Origin of the sequence: Pontibacillus halophilus JSM 076056 = DSM 19796, from assembly GCF_000425205.1 — a bacterium.
GTDB lineage: Bacteria > Bacillota > Bacilli > Bacillales > BH030062 > Pontibacillus_A > Pontibacillus_A halophilus.
In genome coordinates, this window is sequence record NZ_AULI01000001.1 from 172,741 (window position 1) to 192,772 (window position 20,032).

A 20,032-nucleotide genomic window follows, 5' to 3' on the forward strand; every position below is an offset into this window, starting at 1 on the left:
AGCCTGTCGAATACATTGTTCGACAGGCTTCCTCTGTTCGCTATTTTCTTAATACCTTCAACAGGAATAACGGTAGTTTCATTTGCCTTTTAATCCGCCATGGCTCTCGGATTAAGCGGTAAAACCATTCGAGTCCTAGCTTTCTGAATAATTTAGGAGCTCGTTTCACACGACCTGAAATAACATCAAAAGAGCCGCCTACACCTTGAAACACGTTTACATCAAGGTTCTTCATGTTCTCAACAATCCAATATTCCTGAGCAGGACTTCCCAATGCAACAAACAGGATATCCGGCTTTGCCTCATTAATGGTACGGACGATTCGATCTTGATCCTTCTCGTAACCGTCTAATACACCCGAAATTTTCAAAGAAGGGAAACGTTTTACTAGATTTTCACTAGCCATATCGGCTACACCAGGCTTTGCACCGTATAGGAATATAGAATTCCCTTCTATTTCAGCTTGTTCACAAAGGGCAAGAAACATATCAATCCCTGTGACTCGTTCTTTTATCTTCCCGCCCTTTAGTCTAGAAGCAAGTACGGCCCCTACTCCATCTGGAATTTGGTACGTTGCTTCGTTCAACAAATTCATAAGGTTAGGGTCTTCTTGTGCTTTTAATATTTTCTCTGGATTTATGGCTACAATAAATGACTGTTGATTCGTTTTAATATCGTTAGATAAGTTACGAACCAATTCATCATAGCTGTAGCTGCTTACGTCGACACCTAGGAAGTTCTCTTTCATCGCCTAGTCAGCTCTTTCAATCTTTGTATCACCAAGACGTTTTACTGTAAAGCCAGCACGTTCCCACTTCTCAAGCTCCAATGCGTTTTTCGTATCGTAAATGATGTTCGTACGCATTTCTTCAGCAAGTTCACTAGGCTCCATATTCTTAAACACATCATGGTCTGTTAGGATAACAAGAATATCCGCACCACGGATTGCCTCTTCACGATTGTCCGTTTGGTTTCTTAAAGTCAGCTCTTTAATATGGGGGTCGTATGCCGTATATTCAATACCCTTACTCGCTAATCGTTTAATTACTTCAAGCGATGGGCTTTCACGTTGGTCATCAATATTTGCTTTGAATGAAAGACCGAAGAGCGCTACTTTCCCTTTATCAATATCTTCTTCTTTTAAGAACTCTTCAATTTTATCCGCTGTATACATAGGCATGAAATCGTTCGTATTTCTGGACAATTGAATGATTTTAGACAGGTTCGGCTCAAGCTCTGCAAGGAACCATGGGTCAACAGCAATACAATGGCCTCCAACACCAGGGCCAGGAGTGTGGATATTAACCCTTGGGTGATAGTTCGCTAATTGAATGGCCTCCCAGGCATTCACACCAATCTGCTCACTAATCATGGCAAGTTCGTTTGCAAAGGCGATATTCACATCACGGTACGTGTTCTCAATAACCTTCACCATTTCAGCAGTTGTAGCGTCAGTAAGGTGAATCGTGCCCTTTACAAATACTTCGTACAGTTCTTTAGTAAGCTGTGATGATTTGTCATTGATTCCGCCAACAATACGATCGTTATCAACTAATTCTTGGAACACTTTACCTGGAATCACACGCTCTGGTGAATGTGATACAAAGAGTTCTTCACCAATAATTAAGTTCGACTCTTTAAGGATCGGCAACATTACATCCTCAACCGTACGTGGTGGTACAGTTGATTCAAGAATGACTAGGTCGCCTTTCTTTACGAAAGGAACAATCGCTTTCGTTGCTTGTTGAACGTACTCTAAGTTAGCAGTCTTATCTTCACGAATTGGTGATGGAACGGCGATAATGAAAACATCTGCTTCAGCAGGCTCTGTAGAGGCAACAAGCTTTCCACTTTCCACTGCTTCACCTAAACGCTCTTCTAACCCATTTTCTTCGATGTGTAGCTGTTTATTGTTAATCATATCAACGGCTCTTGTATTAACATCAACACCTCTTACATCATGGCCATTAATTGCAAACATAACAGAAGTAGGAAGGCCAATGTATCCTAGACCAACGACGCAAATAGACTTTTTCATAAGTGTTTTGACTCCTTTTTCTCCATTACTCATCCGTAATCGTGATGTGGGAATGATCATTACTGTTCTTGCGATACTTTGTTAATGACAAATTTATGTTTTCCGCCTTTCGTTTTTTCGAAGGCATCCGTGAATTCAATTGCAACCTCTGATAGTTGAGCTTTTTCTAAAATATGTTTCCGTAATTCTTCTGACCTAACTTTAAAAGAACTGTCGTTTATTTTCAAGCGAACGGTTACGGAGCCTGCTACTTCTTGTATAACTTGGAATTGGTCGACTTCATCGTATCTACGGAATGTCGTTGAGAAGAAACCACCATGGACTTTCCCATATTGAGATGTGAAGATGAATTCTTGTTGGCGTCCTTTAATGTGTGTCAGGCGAATCAATCCTCGCCCGCATGGACATGGTTCTTTCGTTACTGCACCGTAATCTCCTACTTCATAACGGATAAATGGCATCGCATAGTTCGATAGGTCCGTTAAAAGAATTCGACCTTCTTCACCATCTGGTACAATGTTACCTTCCTCGTCTACAATCTCTACTATACAACGCTCCATGTTGATGTGGAGACCATTTTGCTCTTTGCATTCAAATGCTGTTACGCCGCCATCATTTGCTCCGTACTGGTCATACACCTTACACTGGAAAGCTTCTTCAATAGCTTGGCGGTAACGGGGTAACAGAACTTCTGAAGTGGTAATGACTGCCTTCAGGTCCACATCTAGCTTGTTCTCCATAATATAGTTGGCCAATTCATAGGCTGCGGAAGAATAAGCATACATATATTGAACGTTCTTGGACTTCAATTGCTCCACGTATTCTTTCATCTTATCTTGTGACATATCATAAGAAGAAAATGGAATCCAATTGTTTAAATAATAATAAAATTGTCGCTTATAATCAAATCCCGAGAGTAGCGAGCCACCTGCTAATACAGCCATCTTATCCCCAGGAGTATATCCTGCAACATTCCAACCTCTCCAAATATTTGCCCACATCATTGAATGTGAAACCTTGGGAAGGTAATAACGTAACGGCTCTCCTGTCGACCCCCCAGTTCGCTTTTCCGCCGGTGAATACCGTTCCATATCTGCTGAATGGAGGTCTTCTTTATGTTCTTTTATTAACTCTTTATTTAACAGTGGAAACTTGGCTAAATCCTCAAGCTTCGTAATTGCGTCAGGAGAGAGTCCTCTCTCTTCCATAACCTTTCGGAAGTAAGGCACATTCTTATAGCCGTGCTCCAATAAATTCTTTAATTTATCTAACTGATCTCGCTCAAGGTCTTCCCTCTTTTCCCATTGATGACTACTTTCTTCCTTATATAATTGAAGCGCATTGGTCTTTCTAATCTTTTCCATCAAGCTAACTTTGCCTTTGTTAATAAGCTTCACGGCATTTCAACCTTTCTTTATTTCTTCACTTTTTTAATACCCATGTTAACGAGCGTTATAAATTGTTGAACACGTAGGCTGTAAGCGGTAATTGCGAATAGTAGGAACACAACAGCAGTTAATATACTTAGCTGAACGAGGGTGCTATCCATCTCAGAAACACCTACATTGTAAACCCATTGAGCCAATCCAAACGGGACAGCGAACAACAGGGCAAGTTTCAATAGGTCTATGAAATAAGCAGAGGACTGCTTCTTATCTAACGTTGACTTCTTATTAAGAACCGTAAGTAAAATTAGTAACTGCAGCATAAATGAGATAGAAGTACCAAGAGCGACACCCGTGTGGCCCATTATTTGGGAAAGGGAATAGCTTATGATAATATTTGTAATTACTGCAACTATGCTCGTGTACATAACTACTTTAGATTGCTTCAATGCTAGGAAAGAACGCACGATAAATTCCCTTAAAGCAATGAAGACTAACCCAATCGAGTAATAAAAGAACGCTGAACTTGTCATGAATGTATCGTTTGCATCAAATACACCGCGCTTAAAAATGAATTCAATTAATGGATAAGATCCGATAATCATAACAACCATAAATGGAATTGTTGCAACGGCAATAGTCATAAACCCTTTCCAAAAAAGTTTGAAAAATCGGTCCATGTTCTCTTGAGCAGCTTCTACTAAATTCGGATAAAATACTGTGATTAGGGACATTAACAAGACGCTAAGAGGTAAATACATAAGCTTCATTGCGTAGTTTAACGCAGATATGCTTCCCTCTTCCAACCCTGAAGCAATGACCCGGTTAAAAACCTCCATAAATTGGAATGTGATTCCGGAGATTATGACGGGAAAGAACATGTATATAGAATCTTTAATATATTGTTTGTGTTTCTTGAAGTTTGTGTTTAATTTTACATTGTAAGGTCTGAGGCTTGGATACTGAACTAAGAACTGGGCAATTCCCCCTACTAACGTTCCGATTGTTACTCCATAAATCCCGTAGAAATTCGTAAGGAGTATGATAGACAGAATAATGACTAAGTTGTTAGCTAATGGGACCGCTGCAGGGCTAAAGAATTTCTTATTTGCATTAAGAATCCCCTTCGCAATACTCGTTAGTACAAGGAAAACTGCGACAGGTAACATAATTCTCGTCAGCTTGACACCCAATTCGATATACTCCGGATGGTCTGTAAAGCCAGGTGCTATCAATCGAAAGAGTTGCGGAGTAAATAGGAAGCTGACTGTAGTGAGTACAAGAGTAATCAAAATGAACAACATGCTTAAGGCGCCCACTTGTTCATTCGCTAACTGTTTATCGCGATTCCTCGCTTCGATATACAACGGAATCATCCCTGTTGTAATGGCCATCCCAACTGCGGCGAACAGGATATTCGGGATGACAGAAGCCACATAGAAAACGTCAGCCTCATAAGAAGTACCAAAATAGGCAGCCATGAAGGTTTCACGACCAAACCCTAATAGCTTACCCAGTATGGTTATTAGGGTAATAATACCTACAGATTTCAAAAATCCTCGTTGTTTCATTTGTTTTTCTCCCTTAATAAAAAAACTCTCCTATAATGTAGGCTTGAATCATACCAATTATCGACAACGCTTTATTATATATCAATTGGTTCATTTAGCCAATTATAGACACGTCATAGGTTATAGTTTATACTTCAATATGGTAATTTAAATCAACTATACATACAATGGGAGGTTACCATGCAATTAAATACTAACAGATTCTCATTCCCAAACACACTCGTCTTATTTATTGTATTTCAACCGATCCTAGATATTTTAACATTCTTTTACATACGAAATTTCGAATCTTCTATCACTATTGGATTAGTTATACGAGTACTGTTTATGGGGATATCTGCCTTGTTCATTCTAATAAGCAAGAACAGCAAGCTCAAAAAATATGTCATTTCTTATTTAGTCTTGTTGGCAGTTGTCATGGGGGCAGGACTCTTATACAATTACTTCAACAAACCAATATTTTCTGTCTTTTCAGAATTGCAACTACTAGCAAAAACCGCTTATTATAGCGTTATGTTCTGTTCCTTTATTCTCGCCTTTCAATACTGGAATGGGTTCGAGACAATTAGCCAGAAAGTTTACCGATCCATTAACGGTGCCATGCTGATTGTAAGTCTCTCAATGTTCTTAGCTATTTTAACAGGTACAGCTTCGGAAACATACGATTACAATAAATTCGGGTATAAGGGTTGGTTCTTTGCTGGGAATGAGATTAGCGCTATTATTGCAATTAGCTTCCCTCTCGTTTACCTACTCGCATTAAAACGAACTACATCGATTAAATCTGCAATTCACTACATCCCAGCCGTCCTATTGGCTATCACAGCGATTCTGATTGGCACGAAAGTCGGTCACTTTGCAATGCTAATTGCCGTAATCATCTTGTCCTTTACATACATCATTCGCTGGATTGTATCACTTGTGCAAACTAAGCACGATCGTGAAGGAAAAGCTAAAATGATTGCTTCTATTCTCTTTTTAGCATTTGCATTGCTATTAACACCTTTCTCTCCTTCCTTTGCCAACGTCAGTAATGATGTAACAAAAATTAAGGAAAACACAAATATCACCGATGACGAACAAGAAACGGAAGAAGAAAACGAAATATTTGATGAAGAGAACGGAACATCTAACGAAAAAGGCGAAGAAGAAACTAGACCAAGAAAAGACCGCGAGCAGATTAAATCAGAAATATTGAGCACCGTCTTAAGTAGTCGCGACGTCTACTTCCTTAATACGTACAGCGATTTCAAGAAAGCTCCAATTTATCAAAAGCTGTTTGGTATGGGGTATGCAGGGAATTATGAAGATAAACCTAAGTTAATTGAAATGGATTTCTTTGATATATTCTTTTCCTATGGAATAGTTGGTTCAATCATTGTATTGTTGCCATTACTATCCATTATGGTCTTAACCGTAACCAAATTGTTCACAAATCCAAAGCTCGTCTTTTCACCACACAGCATTGGAATTACAGTGTCAATCTTACTCGGACTTGGGATCGCCTTCTTTGCAGGACATGTCATCTTTGCACCTGCAGTAAATATTTATCTCTGTGTCACGATGGCGCTACTCTTTTACTATTTATTATTTGGAAATAAATCTAACGCTTAACAAAGGAGACCTATACAATGAAAGTTTTAGTAACTGGCGGAGCCGGGTTTATCGGCTCTCATACTGTAGAAACACTCCTTGAACGAGATACTGATGTCGCGGTATTGGACAACTTATCCACCGGCAAGAAGGAGAACCTTAACTTATCTTACGTCCAACTCTACAACGCCGATGTCAATCATTTGGACAGCGTTCGTCAAGTTGTATCAGAATTTGAACCTGATTATATTATTCATCTTGCAGCACAAGTGAACGTGACGGTTTCTATCGATCACCCTATTCATGATGCACAGTCGAATATAATCGGCACGTTGAACGTACTAGACGCAGCAAGGGTAGCAAATGTGAAGAAAGTCGTATTTGCTTCATCTGCTGCTGTTTATGGCAATCCAGAACAACTCCCATTAGATGAAAGTCACCCTGTACAACCGTTATCTCCGTACGGCTTATCTAAGTTAACAGCGGAACACTATCTCGACTTGTATGCCCAAACGTATGGTGTTGATTACACCATACTACGTTATTCAAATGTATACGGCCCACGTCAAGATGCATTAGGTGAAGGCGGTGTAGCGGCAATCTTCAATCATTTGATTAAAGAACAACACCCAATTGAAATTCATGGAGATGGTGAGCAATCACGCGATTTCATTTACGTGAAAGACTTAGCTGAAGCAAACTGCCTCGCCCTAACCGCTGCTACAAATAACGTCCTTAATATTTCTTCCAATGAGAGCACTACGGTTAATGAACTTGTAGAGGTCTTTAAGAAAGCACATGGAAACGTTGAAGTAATCGTGCAGCACACTGCTGAACGCAAAGGAGATATTAAACACAGTATTCTTGCTAATCAAAAGGCGAAACAAGCATTGCAATGGCAGCCTGAGTACTCCATTCACGAAGGCATTCAACAGCTAATTCATCAAAGCTAGGGGATTCATTATGAAGAAGACAACCATACTACACGCCGGCCCACTCCCTCCTCCTATAGGAGGGATGTCAATTTATATAAAAAGTCTGGAGAAATTCCAGAGCGAACATTACGAACTCAGCTTCTTTGATACAACTGCAAAGAAAGAGGACCAAATAGCAAAACTACTGTTTAACCTGACGTTCCTCATTCGTTTCATCTTTTGTTTACTCGCACAAAAACCTAAAGTCGCACACATTCATACGGCAGGATATCGTTCTTTCCAAAGAAGCCAATGGATGCTACGTTGCACACGCTTGCTGAATATAAAATGCATTATGCACATTCATAGCGGTAAATTTATTGACTTCTATTCAGAGAGCCCTGCCCAAAAACAAGCCTCCATAAAAAAAACATTGCACGAGCTAGATCAGGTGGTCGTACTTTCACAGTCGTGGAAGAAAATCTTCATGGACACATTTGAACTAGCAGACAATAGAGTTGAGGTGGTTCCAAACGCTATCTTTATTGATCAGTTTAAAGAATGCAGATCCACGAGCAAGTATGAAACAGATACAAAGCAGATATTATTTATTGGAAGCTTGAATAAAGGTAAAGGGATTAACGACTTAATCGAACTTGCCAAGAGTTTGCAGGAAGACAAGTCAATCAAATTCCTTGTTGCAGGAGACGGTCCGCTTCGGGGAGAGATCGAGACACAGACCAATCAACATCAATTAAACATTGAACTGCTAGGCCAAGTCTCAGGTGAGAGGAAACAACAGATTTTCAAGAAGGCGAACGTTTTCCTTCTTCCTTCTTATTTTGAGGCCATGCCAATTTCAATTATTGAAGCCATGGCTTCAGGTATGACCATCCTTTCTACTACAGTTGGAAGCATTCCAGACATGGTACATGAAGGGCAAGGGGGATATCTCTTCTCTCCGGGGAAAGTGGAGGAAATGAGACGTACTGTTCAACACCTTGATTTAGAAGAAATTAAGCGTATGGGCCAATACAACTTAGAAGAAGCAGCACATTACGATTTTGACCAATTAAATCGAAACCTTGAACAACTCTATGCTTCTATTTTGAAGTAGGAGTTAAGGATAGAAAAGCAGCCTCTACGTAGCGTAATCATCGTAGAAGCTGCTTTTTTCACTTGCATTCAGTTAAAGATTTTTTTCAGTTTTCTCCTTACCTTAAAGGCCTTGTATTGCAACTTATCAATCGTTGATGGTGTGGTGACTCTTCGTCCGAGACCTTCTTCCATTGCGTACTTACATGGATTACATAGGCCGCAGGATTTTCCATCTTTTCTAGGTGTGTGACAGAACCATGTTTCCTCCATGATATGTGCATACCCACGTTGCTTCGCGTTCTCTTCCATCTGAAGCTTCGTTATATCTAATAACGGAAAACGAAAGTCCTTAAAGATCTTAAACTCCTGCATAGATACAGCCTCTTTTAATACATAGTATGAATCGTTGCCATCTTCTACTTTAACCACATCTTGAATGATAATTTCTCTTGCCTTATCTCCATTATGAATGGAAAGCTCAAGCTTTTCGATTCCTGACGAATGCACATACCTCGGTAACCAATCATACTGGTCTCCCAATCTCCACTTGGAGTTTGCCAGCTTGTGATAAAGGGCGGTAATCTCTTCGTTTTGCGGAATATCCTCTTTTCGGATTTCAATCGTTTCTTTAATATGTCCCTCCTTCGACGGATCAAGCTCTACTACCAAACGCTTTATTTTCTCAATCGTCTTCTTTTCCATTTCTGTGGAAGGGCGTACGGGATCATTTACATAGTACGGTTGGATTGTAGCCCCTTGATCTAAAACTAAATTTAACACACGGTATGTGGAATCCCATCCACCAGTCCATAAAACGTTATATATCATAAAACAACATCCTCCATTGTCAATCTAAGTGCATTTTGACTTCAGTATAGCACAAAACCTATTCTTTTCTTTTTCACATTTTAATAAAGCTTTGATTTCAAAACTTTACAATTAAATGTATGGAAGGCAAGAAAAATGACCCCTCCCTAGAAGGAAGAGGCCGTTATTTTACTCACTATCGCTCAGTAACTTCTTCAGCGATGAACAAACCAATTGATCTGTTCTGTCTCCAAATACGACTCCAGTATTTCTGTGGCACTGGCTGCTCGTACGTGTATGGAGAGATTTCGATTGTTAATCCTGGCAATCTCTTATCTTGTACAAACCAATCGGTGTACCCACCCCCACTTGGGTTGGGTTTTGCAGCGACTAAACTATATCCCGTAATGTCAGACACTTGGTTCGCAAGTCTCAAATCTCTCGAATACGTACTAGAAGGTTGATTAAAATACCAATAAATAATTTCTCCGGACGAGTGATATGCTACTGTCGTCTGGAAATCGTGTTGATAGGTAAAGTCATAAAGCGCCCGCGCTTCACTTTCAGTCAACGGAGCTCGACCCTTATAGTTTTTATAGGTTGGGCCTGATGCATTGTTTCGAATGTTCGCCCAATCTGCTGGATATTGACGGTTTAAGTCAACTCCATTAATATTCGCTTTCCAGGAAGAGAAGTCGTAACTAAACCCATTTAAAGCTAATACAGCACTTGAATTATTAGCCGAACGGTAACCTTGTTGGACTAGTGTCACACCATCCGGATTAAGCATAGGAACAAACCACATAGACGTCTCATTTAAAATCGTTCTTGTCGGATACCCATCAAAGGATTGATTCTTCGTATAAGAACTTGCGTATTGATCAATCATCTCCATCAATACATTCGTCGTCATATGCTCTCTGGCATGGTGGGAGCCGTTAAACATCACTTCTTCTTTGCCTTTCCCAAGCTTCAATGCGAAAAGCTCTCTACCGTCTTCTGATTTTCCAATCGTTATGAGTTCGACCAAATCAGGATAACTGTTCCTTAATTCGTATAAATCTGTTCTCATTTGTTGATAAGAATAAGTCTTATTCGGGTTCACCAAGTCTATAGATTGAATAGAGAGTGCAGGTTTATAAATGTATCCTTTCTTGTTTAGATAATCTACTTCCACCCAGGCTCCCGAAGTGCTTACCATGTTATATTGTTCGCCGCTCCATAGCGTGCCAATAGGCTTTAAGCTACCAGAAGAGTTATCATACACCGTTACATCTTGGTTAATACTGAAACGAATTCCCGTCGACTTCTGTTGTTGCTCACTCCTCATATCAGCTTTACTAGAAGGCTCCGTGGCATTTTCCCATATGTAACCAGTTGTTTTCCCAATACGTATTTTGTGCCAGCTACCATAGTCTGCTACTCTTTTGTATACCGTGTTGTTCTGCAGTTGGCCAACCTCTTTAAGTGAACCATTCTCTCTTTTATAAAGGGTTGTGTGATTATTCGTGACACGGAAGTAGTCGCCTGCGAAATTCTCTTTTACTCCACTCTTGTAAACATAGCCAACACGGTTGTTGAAGTTTACTTTGTACCAACTCCCTACTTTTTCAAGGTACGCAAGCTCCATCCCCTTATAGAGAACACCGATTTCCACGAGTTTGCCGCTAGAATTATCATAAACGGTCACATCTGAAACAAGCTCACCTTGAAGGCTCCCTACGTTCGAAATGTAGCTGTTCGTACCTCCACTTGCAGGACTTGTAGCACTCGCCCATACATAGCCAATGTCATTGCCTACACGTACACGATGCCACCCGCCAGTTTGACCTAACCTTTCATACACTTGCCCCTTGCTCAACTTACCGATGGATGTTAATTGACCACCATCACTTTCATATAACGTTACATTATCCGTGTCGACTCTGAAGTAGGAATCTGCTTTAGTAAAGCTTGTCTTCACAGCACTTCCATATATGTAGGCCGTACGGTTGTTAAAGTTAACCTTATACCAATTACCGAATTTAGAGATATAGCTCATCTCTGTTCCTTCTTGCAGTTCTCCTATATATTCCAAAGAACCAGAAGAATTATCATAGACACTCGCATCGGACACAAGTGTAGCTTTCAAACTTCCAGCTTCATTTGTGAAAGGAACATTAGGTTTCTCAACGGGGCTTGTAGCTCTTGCCCATACAAAAGCCACTTTGCTCCCTACCTTTACCTTATGCCAACTCCCATAGGAAGCAACTCGCTGGTATACCTCTCCATTCTCCAATTGACCAATAGCAACAAGGCCTTCCCCAGTTCTTTCATACAACCCTACATTATCTTGGTTCACCTTAAAGTATGCATCAGAATTTACAAAAGGTTCAGTTATGTACTCTTCTTCCAAATAAACTTCTCGATTTCCAACATTCACTTTATACATCCCTGATTCTTTCGAAAGGTAAGTAACCTCTGTTCCCTTACTTAGTATTCCAACGTACAAATCACTCTTTGGGTTAGAGGTCGCAAAGATTGGTGCATCTTCGACAATCAACACTTCACGATTTCCTACTGTATTCGTCGTAGATAGAGCGCCTTCATTAGCTACAGCTTTCGTAGCAGGTGCCCAAACGTATGCTGTTTGATTCCCTACTCGCAACTTATGCCAACTTCCATAATCCGCAGTTCGTTCAAATATTTCGCCTTGTTCTAACCGGCCAACGCTAGTTAACGAACCATTTTCACGAACATATACGTTAATATATGATGATGTAACCTCAAATACATCCGTTTCCTCAAAAGTCACCTCTGTAGAATTCACTTCAGGTGCCGCACTGGCACTTACATCTTCAGATTGGACATTAGAAGCGTCAGCTACGGATACCTCCTTAGAAGGTTCACCTTCTTGCTCTTCCTCAACAACAGTTTTTTGTTGATTTGTATTAGGTGCTTCTTCTACATTAGAATCTTCTGTAGAGGATGGTTTTTCAGGTGTGGAAGACCCCTTCGTTTCCGATGCCTCTTCACTTCCCGATTCTTCTGCCTGCTTCCCACTCGTCCCTTCATTAGAAGCGGATTCGTCCGGCTTCACATGGAACATTTTGTTTCCGATTTGAATTGTATTACGATTACCTTCTACGTAATACAATTCTTCTTGTGAAGCAATATGGCCTAATTCTTCTCCACTCTTTGAAACTATGACTTGCTTCTCTGAAACTACCTCTTGTAGGTATGTTTGCTCTTCGTACTGTGCATAGTCATCCGTAACACCTGTTTCAACCACTTTAACCATCTCGTTATTTAGGTCGACATGATCGTTGTAGTATTGCACAAGATACCCATCATTCTCAGCTTGTCCATAAATTGTTGTCCCTTTTAGAAGGGTCATAGTTCCCCAATTCTCATGCTTAAGGGGCACATCTTCTAAAAGTTCAAGCGTCACATACTCCGGCGAATTGGCTGATATCATTGAAGTTGGAACAATCATCATCAGAATAATCAGCCAAGCAACAGCTTTTCGCACCTACTCAACCCCTTTAATAGTATTTCCATAGACTATAATACTATGAAAATACTGTAAAAGGGAATGAACTTTCCAAATGAGTTTTAAAAAATTCAACAAAGGTTTATCTTAGGAAAGCAAATGGAGTTTTCTTTACAATTCGTTTAGGCTGATTTAACCCGAAATGTTCTCCTGCAACAAGTTTCCGTGCATTGTCTGTGAACATGTTCTTCGTTTGGTCACCGAACTTTTTCGCAAGATATTCAGAGGCTTCTTTTAAGTTGAATTTAGATTTGTTAGATAATGATACGTCACATGTCAACAGATGAATCAAGTCCGCTTCAATTAATTTCTCAACAAGCTTCTGCCCTTTTCTACCTCTATGTCCCAACAAAGAATGTGTACTAACAACAGTTTTAGCACCATTTTTTACGAGATCATATAATTTATTAGGATTTGATTGAATTTCCTTATTTCGTTCAGGCTGAGTAATAACAGGAATATATCCATTAATCTGTAAATCGAAAAGCATATCATGCATATGAAGTGGTACGCTATTCTTTGGAATCGCGATAAACACATAATTCGTACTGTTCATAGTAATTAATCTACCTAAATGGAGTTTGTTCACAATTTCCGCATTTACATTAACCTCTTCGCCCGGCAAAACGCTTAGGGGAATACCCGCTACGTCAAGCATCTCATTCAACAGAGAAACTTGTTCATGGATTCTCTCTTTATAGTTGTCTATATGTAATCCTTCATAGTTCGGGGTCGCAATCACAGATGTAATACCGGCTTTGACAGCTTCACGCGCAACCTTTAAGCTTGCATCCATGTTTTCTTGTACGTCTTTGTTTTCATCAAGAATATGGCAACTAATCTCAATCATAATTAACCCTCCCTATTGATCATTTTTGGAATTTAAAACCAATAAATGAGACTTTAAGCTTATTTATATATTATCAACATCTAATCGGAATGAAAATAGCACTTTTTGTCGGATGATAACAGATTTTATAAATGGGTCTTTTGAACCATTTGACTATATTAACACAAAAAAGAGAAACATCCTTATCAGGATGTTTCTCTTTTACTGTTTTTCAGTTTTCGACTTTCTTCCTACTCTCTGAAACAAACGAACGATTCGTCTTGATAAGTCATCAAAGAATGTGTACACCACTGGTATAAGAAGAAGCGTGAAAATCATGGATACAGATAAACCAAAGATAATCGTAATTGCCATTGGCTGTTGGGCCTCCGAACCTTGCCCAATTCCGATCGCTAACGGAACCATACCGAGTACAGTCGTAAGTGTAGTCATCAGGATCGGACGAAGTCGTGTTCGACCTGCTTCTAGAATCGCTTCCATCCGTTCAATGCCTCGCTCGCGGAGAATATTAATATAATCCACCAGAACAATGGCATTGTTCACAACAATTCCGGCGAGCATAATTACCCCAACGATAGCTGGTAGGCTGAGTGGCTTCCCGGTGATATAAAGACCACCAAAGATTCCAATTGCCGTTGCTGGCAGTGAGAACATAATAACAAATGGGTACAACAAGTTCTCGAACTGAATGGCCATCACTGCATAGACAAGGAAAATGGAGAAGATGAGCGCAAGGCCTAAATCTCCGAAAGAATCTTGCATGTCCTCTGCTTGGCCACCCATTGAATAGGAATATCCATCAGGGAAATTCATGTTCTGCAATTTCGCCTCAATATCTTGAGATATACTCCCTAAATCTCGGTCCACAATTTCACTCGTTACATTGACTTGACGTTCTTGATTCTCACGAAGCAACGTCACTGGACCTTGCACTTGCTCGAGCTCCGCAATCGTAGCAAGTGGGATAGTTGACCCCTGCTGCGTCTGGATGCTAAGTGTTTCTAAGTCATTAATAGTCTTTCGTTCATCTTCAGGTAGAAGAACGTTAACGGTTATTTCGTCGCCGCCTTCTCTAAATTGAGTGGCAGGTGACCCTTGGAACCCAGCTTGTACTTGAGCTAGTACTTGCTGATACGACAGGCCGTACTGCGCAGCCTCGTCTCGGTCTACGTTAATCTGAATCTCAGGACGACCTTCATCTGCAGAAGTTTCTGCGTTATACACGCCCTCCACTTCAGAGATCATGTATACAACTTGTTCCGACAACTCTTTTAACACATCGTAATCTTCTCCGTTCAGCTGGATCTGAACTGGGTCACCTGTACCCAAGCCCCCAGACATTTCGCTTACGGTAATTTCAGCTCCAACGATGTCTTTCAATCTCTCGTCAATTTCTTGCATAACGCTTGTTGTTGTCTTCTCTCGTTCCTCTGGAGGAATAAGCTGAAGCGTGTACGTTGCTTCGTTACCTGTTGTGGAGAAGCCTGTAAAGCCACCTCCACCAACACTCAAGTAATTCGCTTCAATGATTTCTTCATAAGGTTCTAGTTGCTTATCAATTTGGTCCGTTATCTCTTGTGTGCCATCAATAGATGTACCGGTTGGTGCTACTGCCTTAATTTCAATCTGACCTTGGTCAGAGGCTGGAATAAATGCCGCACCAATAAACGGAATAAGCGCAAGGCTTCCTCCTATAAGAAGTAAAGTCGTCAGTACCGTAATAATCCGGTGACGCAATACCCAACGGAGGCTACTCAGATAACCGTTGCCAAGCTTATCCATGAAGCGGTCGAACCAATAACGACGACCATGATTCTGCATGGCGTTCGTTAAGAGCTTTGAAGATAGCATCGGGATTAACGTAATCGAAACAATAAGCGAAGCCACAAGAGCAAAGGAAACGGTTAACGCAAGTGGAGTGAACAACTCAGACGCCAACCCTTCAACGAACACAATTGGTAAGAAGACGACGAGTGTTGTTGTTGTCGAAGCAATTACCGCAGGTGCGAGCTCTGATGCCCCTTTCTTTGCCGCTTCTTTAATCCCATATCCTTGCTGACGATAGCTCACAATATTCTCAAGGATGACAATCGAACTATCCACCATCATACCAATTCCGAGTGCTAATCCTCCCATCGTCAACACGTTTAACGTGTTCCCGGTAAAGTACATAAGGGAGAACGTTGAAATAATCGCAATTGGGATGGATAGTCCAATAACAATCGTTGCTCGTATGCTCTTTAAGAATAGGAGCAAAATGAGGACAGAGAATACGCCCCCAAGGATGATGTTCTGTACGACTGAATCAATGGAAATCCGAATAAATTCAGCGGTATCAAAGACCACATCAAGTTCGACGCCATCAGGCAGTTCTCCCTGAATGTCATCCATCGCAGTCATCACGTTATTCGATACTTCTACTGTGTTGCTGTCAGATTGCTTCATGACAGGAAGGACGACTGAGGATTTCCCATTCACTTTGGCAATACTTGAGACTGGCGCATACGTATCCTCAACTGAAGCTACATCATCTAACGTGATCGTCGCCCCTGTTGGCGTCGTTATGATTGTATCGCGCACATCATCTACAGATTCAAACTCCCCTTGTATTCGAATCTGTAAATCCTGGTCCCCTTTCTGAATGACACCAGCAGAACCAGATTGGTTAGCGGCATTAATTGCTTGGACCAGCGTCGAAGTGTTGAGTCCATATTGAACAAGACTTGATTGGTCAAGCAACACTTGCACCTCACGAGTACGACCTCCCTCGATGCTGACAGAAGCCACACCGGCTTGGCGCTCTAAGTATGGATTTACTTCATTCTCTGCAATGTTCTTTAAGTCCGTCGCATCATCCCCAGTTAGCCCCATCCACATAACAGGCGTTTGGGAAGGGTCGAAGCGAAGGACACTTGGCTCCCCTGCACCGTCCGGCAATGAGGCTTTCACTCTGTCGATGCTTTCTCGAACATCTAACAGAGCATTATCTAAATTTGTTCCATTCTTGAACATTAACAGTACCAGACTTGCATTTGGTTGGGACTGAGATTGAACCGTATCAATTCCCTCAATTGTACTAACTGCTGATTCAACCGGCCGACTCACTAATTTCTCTACCTCTTGAGGAGCCGCTCCATCATAGCTAGTGGATACAACTGCAATGGGCAAGTCAATCTCTGGGTAAAGGTCAATGGCCAGGTTTCTAAGTGAAACAAATCCGAGTGCAAGTACGGCGAGTACCACCATAAAGACCCCGACTGGCCGCTTGACGGAGGTATCTACAATTCTCAATTTATTGCTCCCCCTTCATGACCTTCACCTTGTTGCCATCCGTAAGGGTTAGTTGCCCCTTCACTACGACCTGATCGCCCTCATTCAACTCAGCATCAATAGCCGTTTGGTCTGATTGGGCTTCAATTACGGTTACTGGAACTTGTGTGGCTTTTTCTTCGTTGACGACATAAACAAAGGATTCCCCTTTTTCTTCCACTACGGCAGCAGTTGGAACAATTAGCTTGTCCGCTACCACTTTCTCAGGAAGGATAAATGAAACCATCATTCCCGCTTTCAACGTACGGTCCTTATTCGAAATGGTTGCTTCAACTGGGTAAAGCCCAGTGTCATTCGTAACATTTGAGATGTAGCTGATTGTGGCCTTCCCTTCTTGTTCATCAAGGGAATCCAACGTAACAAGAATCTCTTTATCCAATTGGAATAGATTCAGTTCATTTGACGTAACGGATGCTTGAACTTTAATCGGTTGCAAACTCACAATCGTTGCGACCGGTTGCGCGTTTGAAACCATCGCCCCTTCCGTTACCTCAAGTGAAGCAATTTCACCGGATGTTGGTGCTGTAATCGTCGTGCTTACTTGAGACTCGGTTTGATTTAACTGCGTATTAGCTTGTTCAACACCTAGCTCCGCTTGATCCACGGCGGATTGAGCACTGTTCACTTGAGATTCTGCTTGTTGCACGGCTTGCTCAGCTTGCGCGACCGTCGCTTGACTCGAAGACAACAGGGAGGATAAAGACGATTGGAACTCGTTTGCTTGTTGTTCCGCCTCTTCAAATTGTTGCTTCGCTTCATGATATTGTTCCTCTGATAGGGTTCCATTCTCATAAAGTTCGTCCAACTGCTCCGGAGCTTCAATGGTCACAGAAGGGATATCTCCTGTACTTGAAGCTTGATTCCTGGCACTCGCTAGATTATCTTCTGCCGAATTCAACGCATCTTGAGCAGCGCTCCGCTGAGATTTAGCCGATTCTAGTTGCTGGTTCGCTTGCTTTACGGAAACTTGTTGAATCTCAACTTGGTCAGCCGCTTGAGAGGAACGAACACGTCCGATTAAATCCCCTTTCTCCACAACATCACCTTTCGATACAGCTAGTTTCACTAATTCACCAGGCGTTGTTGGAACGACTGCTGATTGGGAACCAGGAATCGTACGACCAATTACATCTTTCTCAAGCACCAAATCTCCCTTTATAACCGACGCTAACTCAACAGGTGTTACTTGCTCTTCTGTACTATCAGAAGTCGTATCTTCAGAACATGCTGCCATTATTAAGACGGTTAGAATCAGCATGCTCAAGATGGATAGTCTTCTCACTTTATCGTCATCCCCCTTGAATCGTTCTATTGAAACAATTGTGTATTAAGCTGCCTCGCAATTCGCTCACTATTTTCTCTGAGTTCAGGTACACGTTGGAAATGTGTAAGCATTCCTTGAAACAGAATCTTCTTCGGTTCTTCTAGTTGTATCTCTTGAAGCAACAGGTCAATGGTATCTTGCAAGTCCTGCTTATGATCGCCATTCATTTCAAGCTTCTCCAGTTCATGACGCATATCATAAAGCAGCTCTTCAACAATGTCTTGATTCTTCTTTGGATACACATCATTGGCATAGGTTGCCAGAAAGGCTTCAGGCGCAATTCGAGGCTCCCCGCCTTCTTTCAGCATCCCCTGAATGGCATCATCGATTCGACGTAAGATAAACCTTGCCAGACTCTCTAAATTAATGGACACACCACTCGCCACTACCCAGCGAACGGACTCACTTACAAGGCCTTGAACAATAAGAACTCCATCTACAATGTATGGCTCGATGTCCTTCCCATACATGGACCTTAAGTGCTCACTCGTCCACTTAAAGGAAGTCTCCTTCATCTCATATAAGAAATCATCCATTTCTTGATTTAATGAGATATTGTCCCGGATGACCATGATAATAAAGTCTCGAAATTCCCCAATGGTCTGCATTAAGACTTGAATTTGTTTCTCCATTGTTTCGCGCGGTGTATCTCCTTCGTGTCTCGCTGCTTCAATGCGACTCTTAAGATCGACATAATAGTATTCATATATGTTTAGGATAAAGTCTTCTTTCGATGAGAAATGCAAATAGAATGCGCCTTTAGATACCTCACTATTATCCGCAATCTCTTGAATAGAAGTGGAATGAAACCCTTTTTGAGCGAATAACTTCATGCCTGACTCAATGAGTTTCTTCTTCTTTTCATTCATGTTCTCACTCCTTCCCCTTCTGTGTCTTCTTGTTGACGGCCCATTATGACTGGTCAGTCACGCTATCTATAACTATACTATCTCCCCATTTTCGTTACAATATGACAACATACAAAAAGCCGCCAATCGTGTGGCGACTTTATGACATCGTTTTACAAAGATACTATTATCCTTATCTAATATCTGTGTAAGGTTTATATAGTTTCGCAATAGCCATTCCTGTCAATTGCATCTGCCGCTTCATAGAGAAGTCTGACATTGTAATCTTAACCTTAGAACCATTTGAGAATGTTATGCTTGTTCCCTTTGTTTCTTTTAATTCTTTAAATTGTTCCACGTGAAAAAATGCAATCCATATGCATGCTGAGTTCTTATGTGAACACGTTGGGAATAGATAAATCCCATTAGTCGGATCAACAGGGATAGGAAGCTTCGTATTTGTATGTAGCATCTTCTCCATCGCTGAACGCCGTCCACTGAACGAGGAGCCATGACGAATGCACGAGGCATCCATAATCTCATTAGGAGTCTGATGACAGTATACTGTCTGCTCCTTCTCCAATATCTTAGACATGTAAACCGGATGGTAATTAGGAAAAACCGCCATTGTCTGATTGGTGATGATATACTCCTCTACAAACTCTTCTTTCACGTTCATTTTCCTTTCACTGTGTTATTTATTTTACAACTATAATAATAGCCTAATAGTCCTGAATATTTT

The 20,032-nt window shown here is 41.1% G+C and carries 14 protein-coding genes; 3 read left to right on the plus strand and 11 right to left on the minus strand.

The genetic code is table 11. The annotated features are described in order from the left end of the window. Positions 1-40 precede the first annotated feature (40 nt). From H513_RS0100775 to murJ, 4 genes are read right to left on the minus strand one after another with little or no spacing between them, the layout of a single operon-like run. Positions 41-748 (minus strand): WecB/TagA/CpsF family glycosyltransferase, encoded by a 708-nt coding sequence (locus tag H513_RS0100775; protein WP_026798975.1) that lies wholly within the window; start codon positions 746-748, stop codon positions 41-43. Between the two features lie 3 nt (positions 749-751). Next, positions 752-2,038 carry a nucleotide sugar dehydrogenase gene (locus H513_RS0100780; RefSeq protein WP_026798976.1) on the minus strand — a complete coding sequence of 429 codons (1,287 nt, stop codon included), beginning with the start codon at positions 2,036-2,038 and terminating at the stop codon, positions 752-754. Between the two features lie 59 nt (positions 2,039-2,097). Continuing rightward, positions 2,098-3,435 carry a phenylacetate--CoA ligase family protein gene (locus tag H513_RS0100785; RefSeq protein WP_026798977.1) on the minus strand — a complete coding sequence of 446 codons (1,338 nt, stop codon included), beginning with the start codon at positions 3,433-3,435 and terminating at the stop codon, positions 2,098-2,100. Between the two features lie 17 nt (positions 3,436-3,452). Then, complete coding sequence (gene murJ / locus H513_RS0100790; protein ID WP_026798978.1) at positions 3,453-4,994, minus strand: murein biosynthesis integral membrane protein MurJ; 1,542 nt, start codon at positions 4,992-4,994, stop codon at positions 3,453-3,455. 180 nt (positions 4,995-5,174) lie between these two features. Between murJ and H513_RS0100795 the strand changes: the two genes are divergently transcribed. From H513_RS0100795 to H513_RS0100805, 3 genes are all read left to right on the plus strand, one after another. Continuing rightward, the gene (locus tag H513_RS0100795) at positions 5,175-6,608 is read left to right on the plus strand and encodes an O-antigen ligase family protein (RefSeq protein WP_026798979.1); all 1,434 of its coding nucleotides are present in this window, start codon (positions 5,175-5,177) and stop codon (positions 6,606-6,608) included. A 17-nt stretch (positions 6,609-6,625) separates the two neighbouring features. Beyond that, positions 6,626-7,540, plus strand: a complete 915-nt coding sequence (locus H513_RS0100800) for a GDP-mannose 4,6-dehydratase (protein ID WP_026798980.1) — start codon at positions 6,626-6,628, stop codon at positions 7,538-7,540. Positions 7,541-7,604: 64 nt separating this feature from the next. Further along, positions 7,605-8,618 (plus strand): glycosyltransferase family 4 protein, encoded by a 1,014-nt coding sequence (locus tag H513_RS0100805; RefSeq protein ID WP_161625280.1) that lies wholly within the window; start codon positions 7,605-7,607, stop codon positions 8,616-8,618. Between the two features lie 68 nt (positions 8,619-8,686). Here H513_RS0100805 and H513_RS0100810 read toward each other — a convergent pair whose 3' ends face one another. The 7 genes from H513_RS0100810 to H513_RS0100840 form a co-directional block, all read right to left on the minus strand. Further along, positions 8,687-9,427: a 7-cyano-7-deazaguanine synthase gene (locus H513_RS0100810; protein WP_026798982.1), complete on the minus strand. Its 741-nt coding sequence runs from the start codon at positions 9,425-9,427 to the stop codon at positions 8,687-8,689. Between the two features lie 175 nt (positions 9,428-9,602). Then, positions 9,603-12,917 carry a M14 family metallopeptidase gene (locus H513_RS20775; protein WP_051239561.1) on the minus strand — a complete coding sequence of 1,105 codons (3,315 nt, stop codon included), beginning with the start codon at positions 12,915-12,917 and terminating at the stop codon, positions 9,603-9,605. 103 nt (positions 12,918-13,020) lie between these two features. After that, complete coding sequence (locus tag H513_RS0100820; protein WP_026798983.1) at positions 13,021-13,788, minus strand: tyrosine-protein phosphatase; 768 nt, start codon at positions 13,786-13,788, stop codon at positions 13,021-13,023. Positions 13,789-13,989: 201 nt separating this feature from the next. Next, complete coding sequence (locus H513_RS0100825) at positions 13,990-17,079, minus strand: efflux RND transporter permease subunit (RefSeq protein ID WP_026798984.1); 3,090 nt, start codon at positions 17,077-17,079, stop codon at positions 13,990-13,992. 1 nt (position 17,080) lies between these two features. Further along, entirely contained in the window at positions 17,081-18,400 is a 1,320-nt protein-coding gene (locus H513_RS0100830) for an efflux RND transporter periplasmic adaptor subunit (protein ID WP_026798985.1), read from the minus strand. Between the two features lie 26 nt (positions 18,401-18,426). Next, positions 18,427-19,311 (minus strand): TetR/AcrR family transcriptional regulator, encoded by an 885-nt coding sequence (locus tag H513_RS0100835; protein WP_026798986.1) that lies wholly within the window; start codon positions 19,309-19,311, stop codon positions 18,427-18,429. 172 nt (positions 19,312-19,483) lie between these two features. Continuing rightward, positions 19,484-19,963, minus strand: a complete 480-nt coding sequence (locus H513_RS0100840; protein WP_026798987.1) for a competence protein ComK — start codon at positions 19,961-19,963, stop codon at positions 19,484-19,486. Between the last annotated feature and the right edge of the window lie 69 nt (positions 19,964-20,032).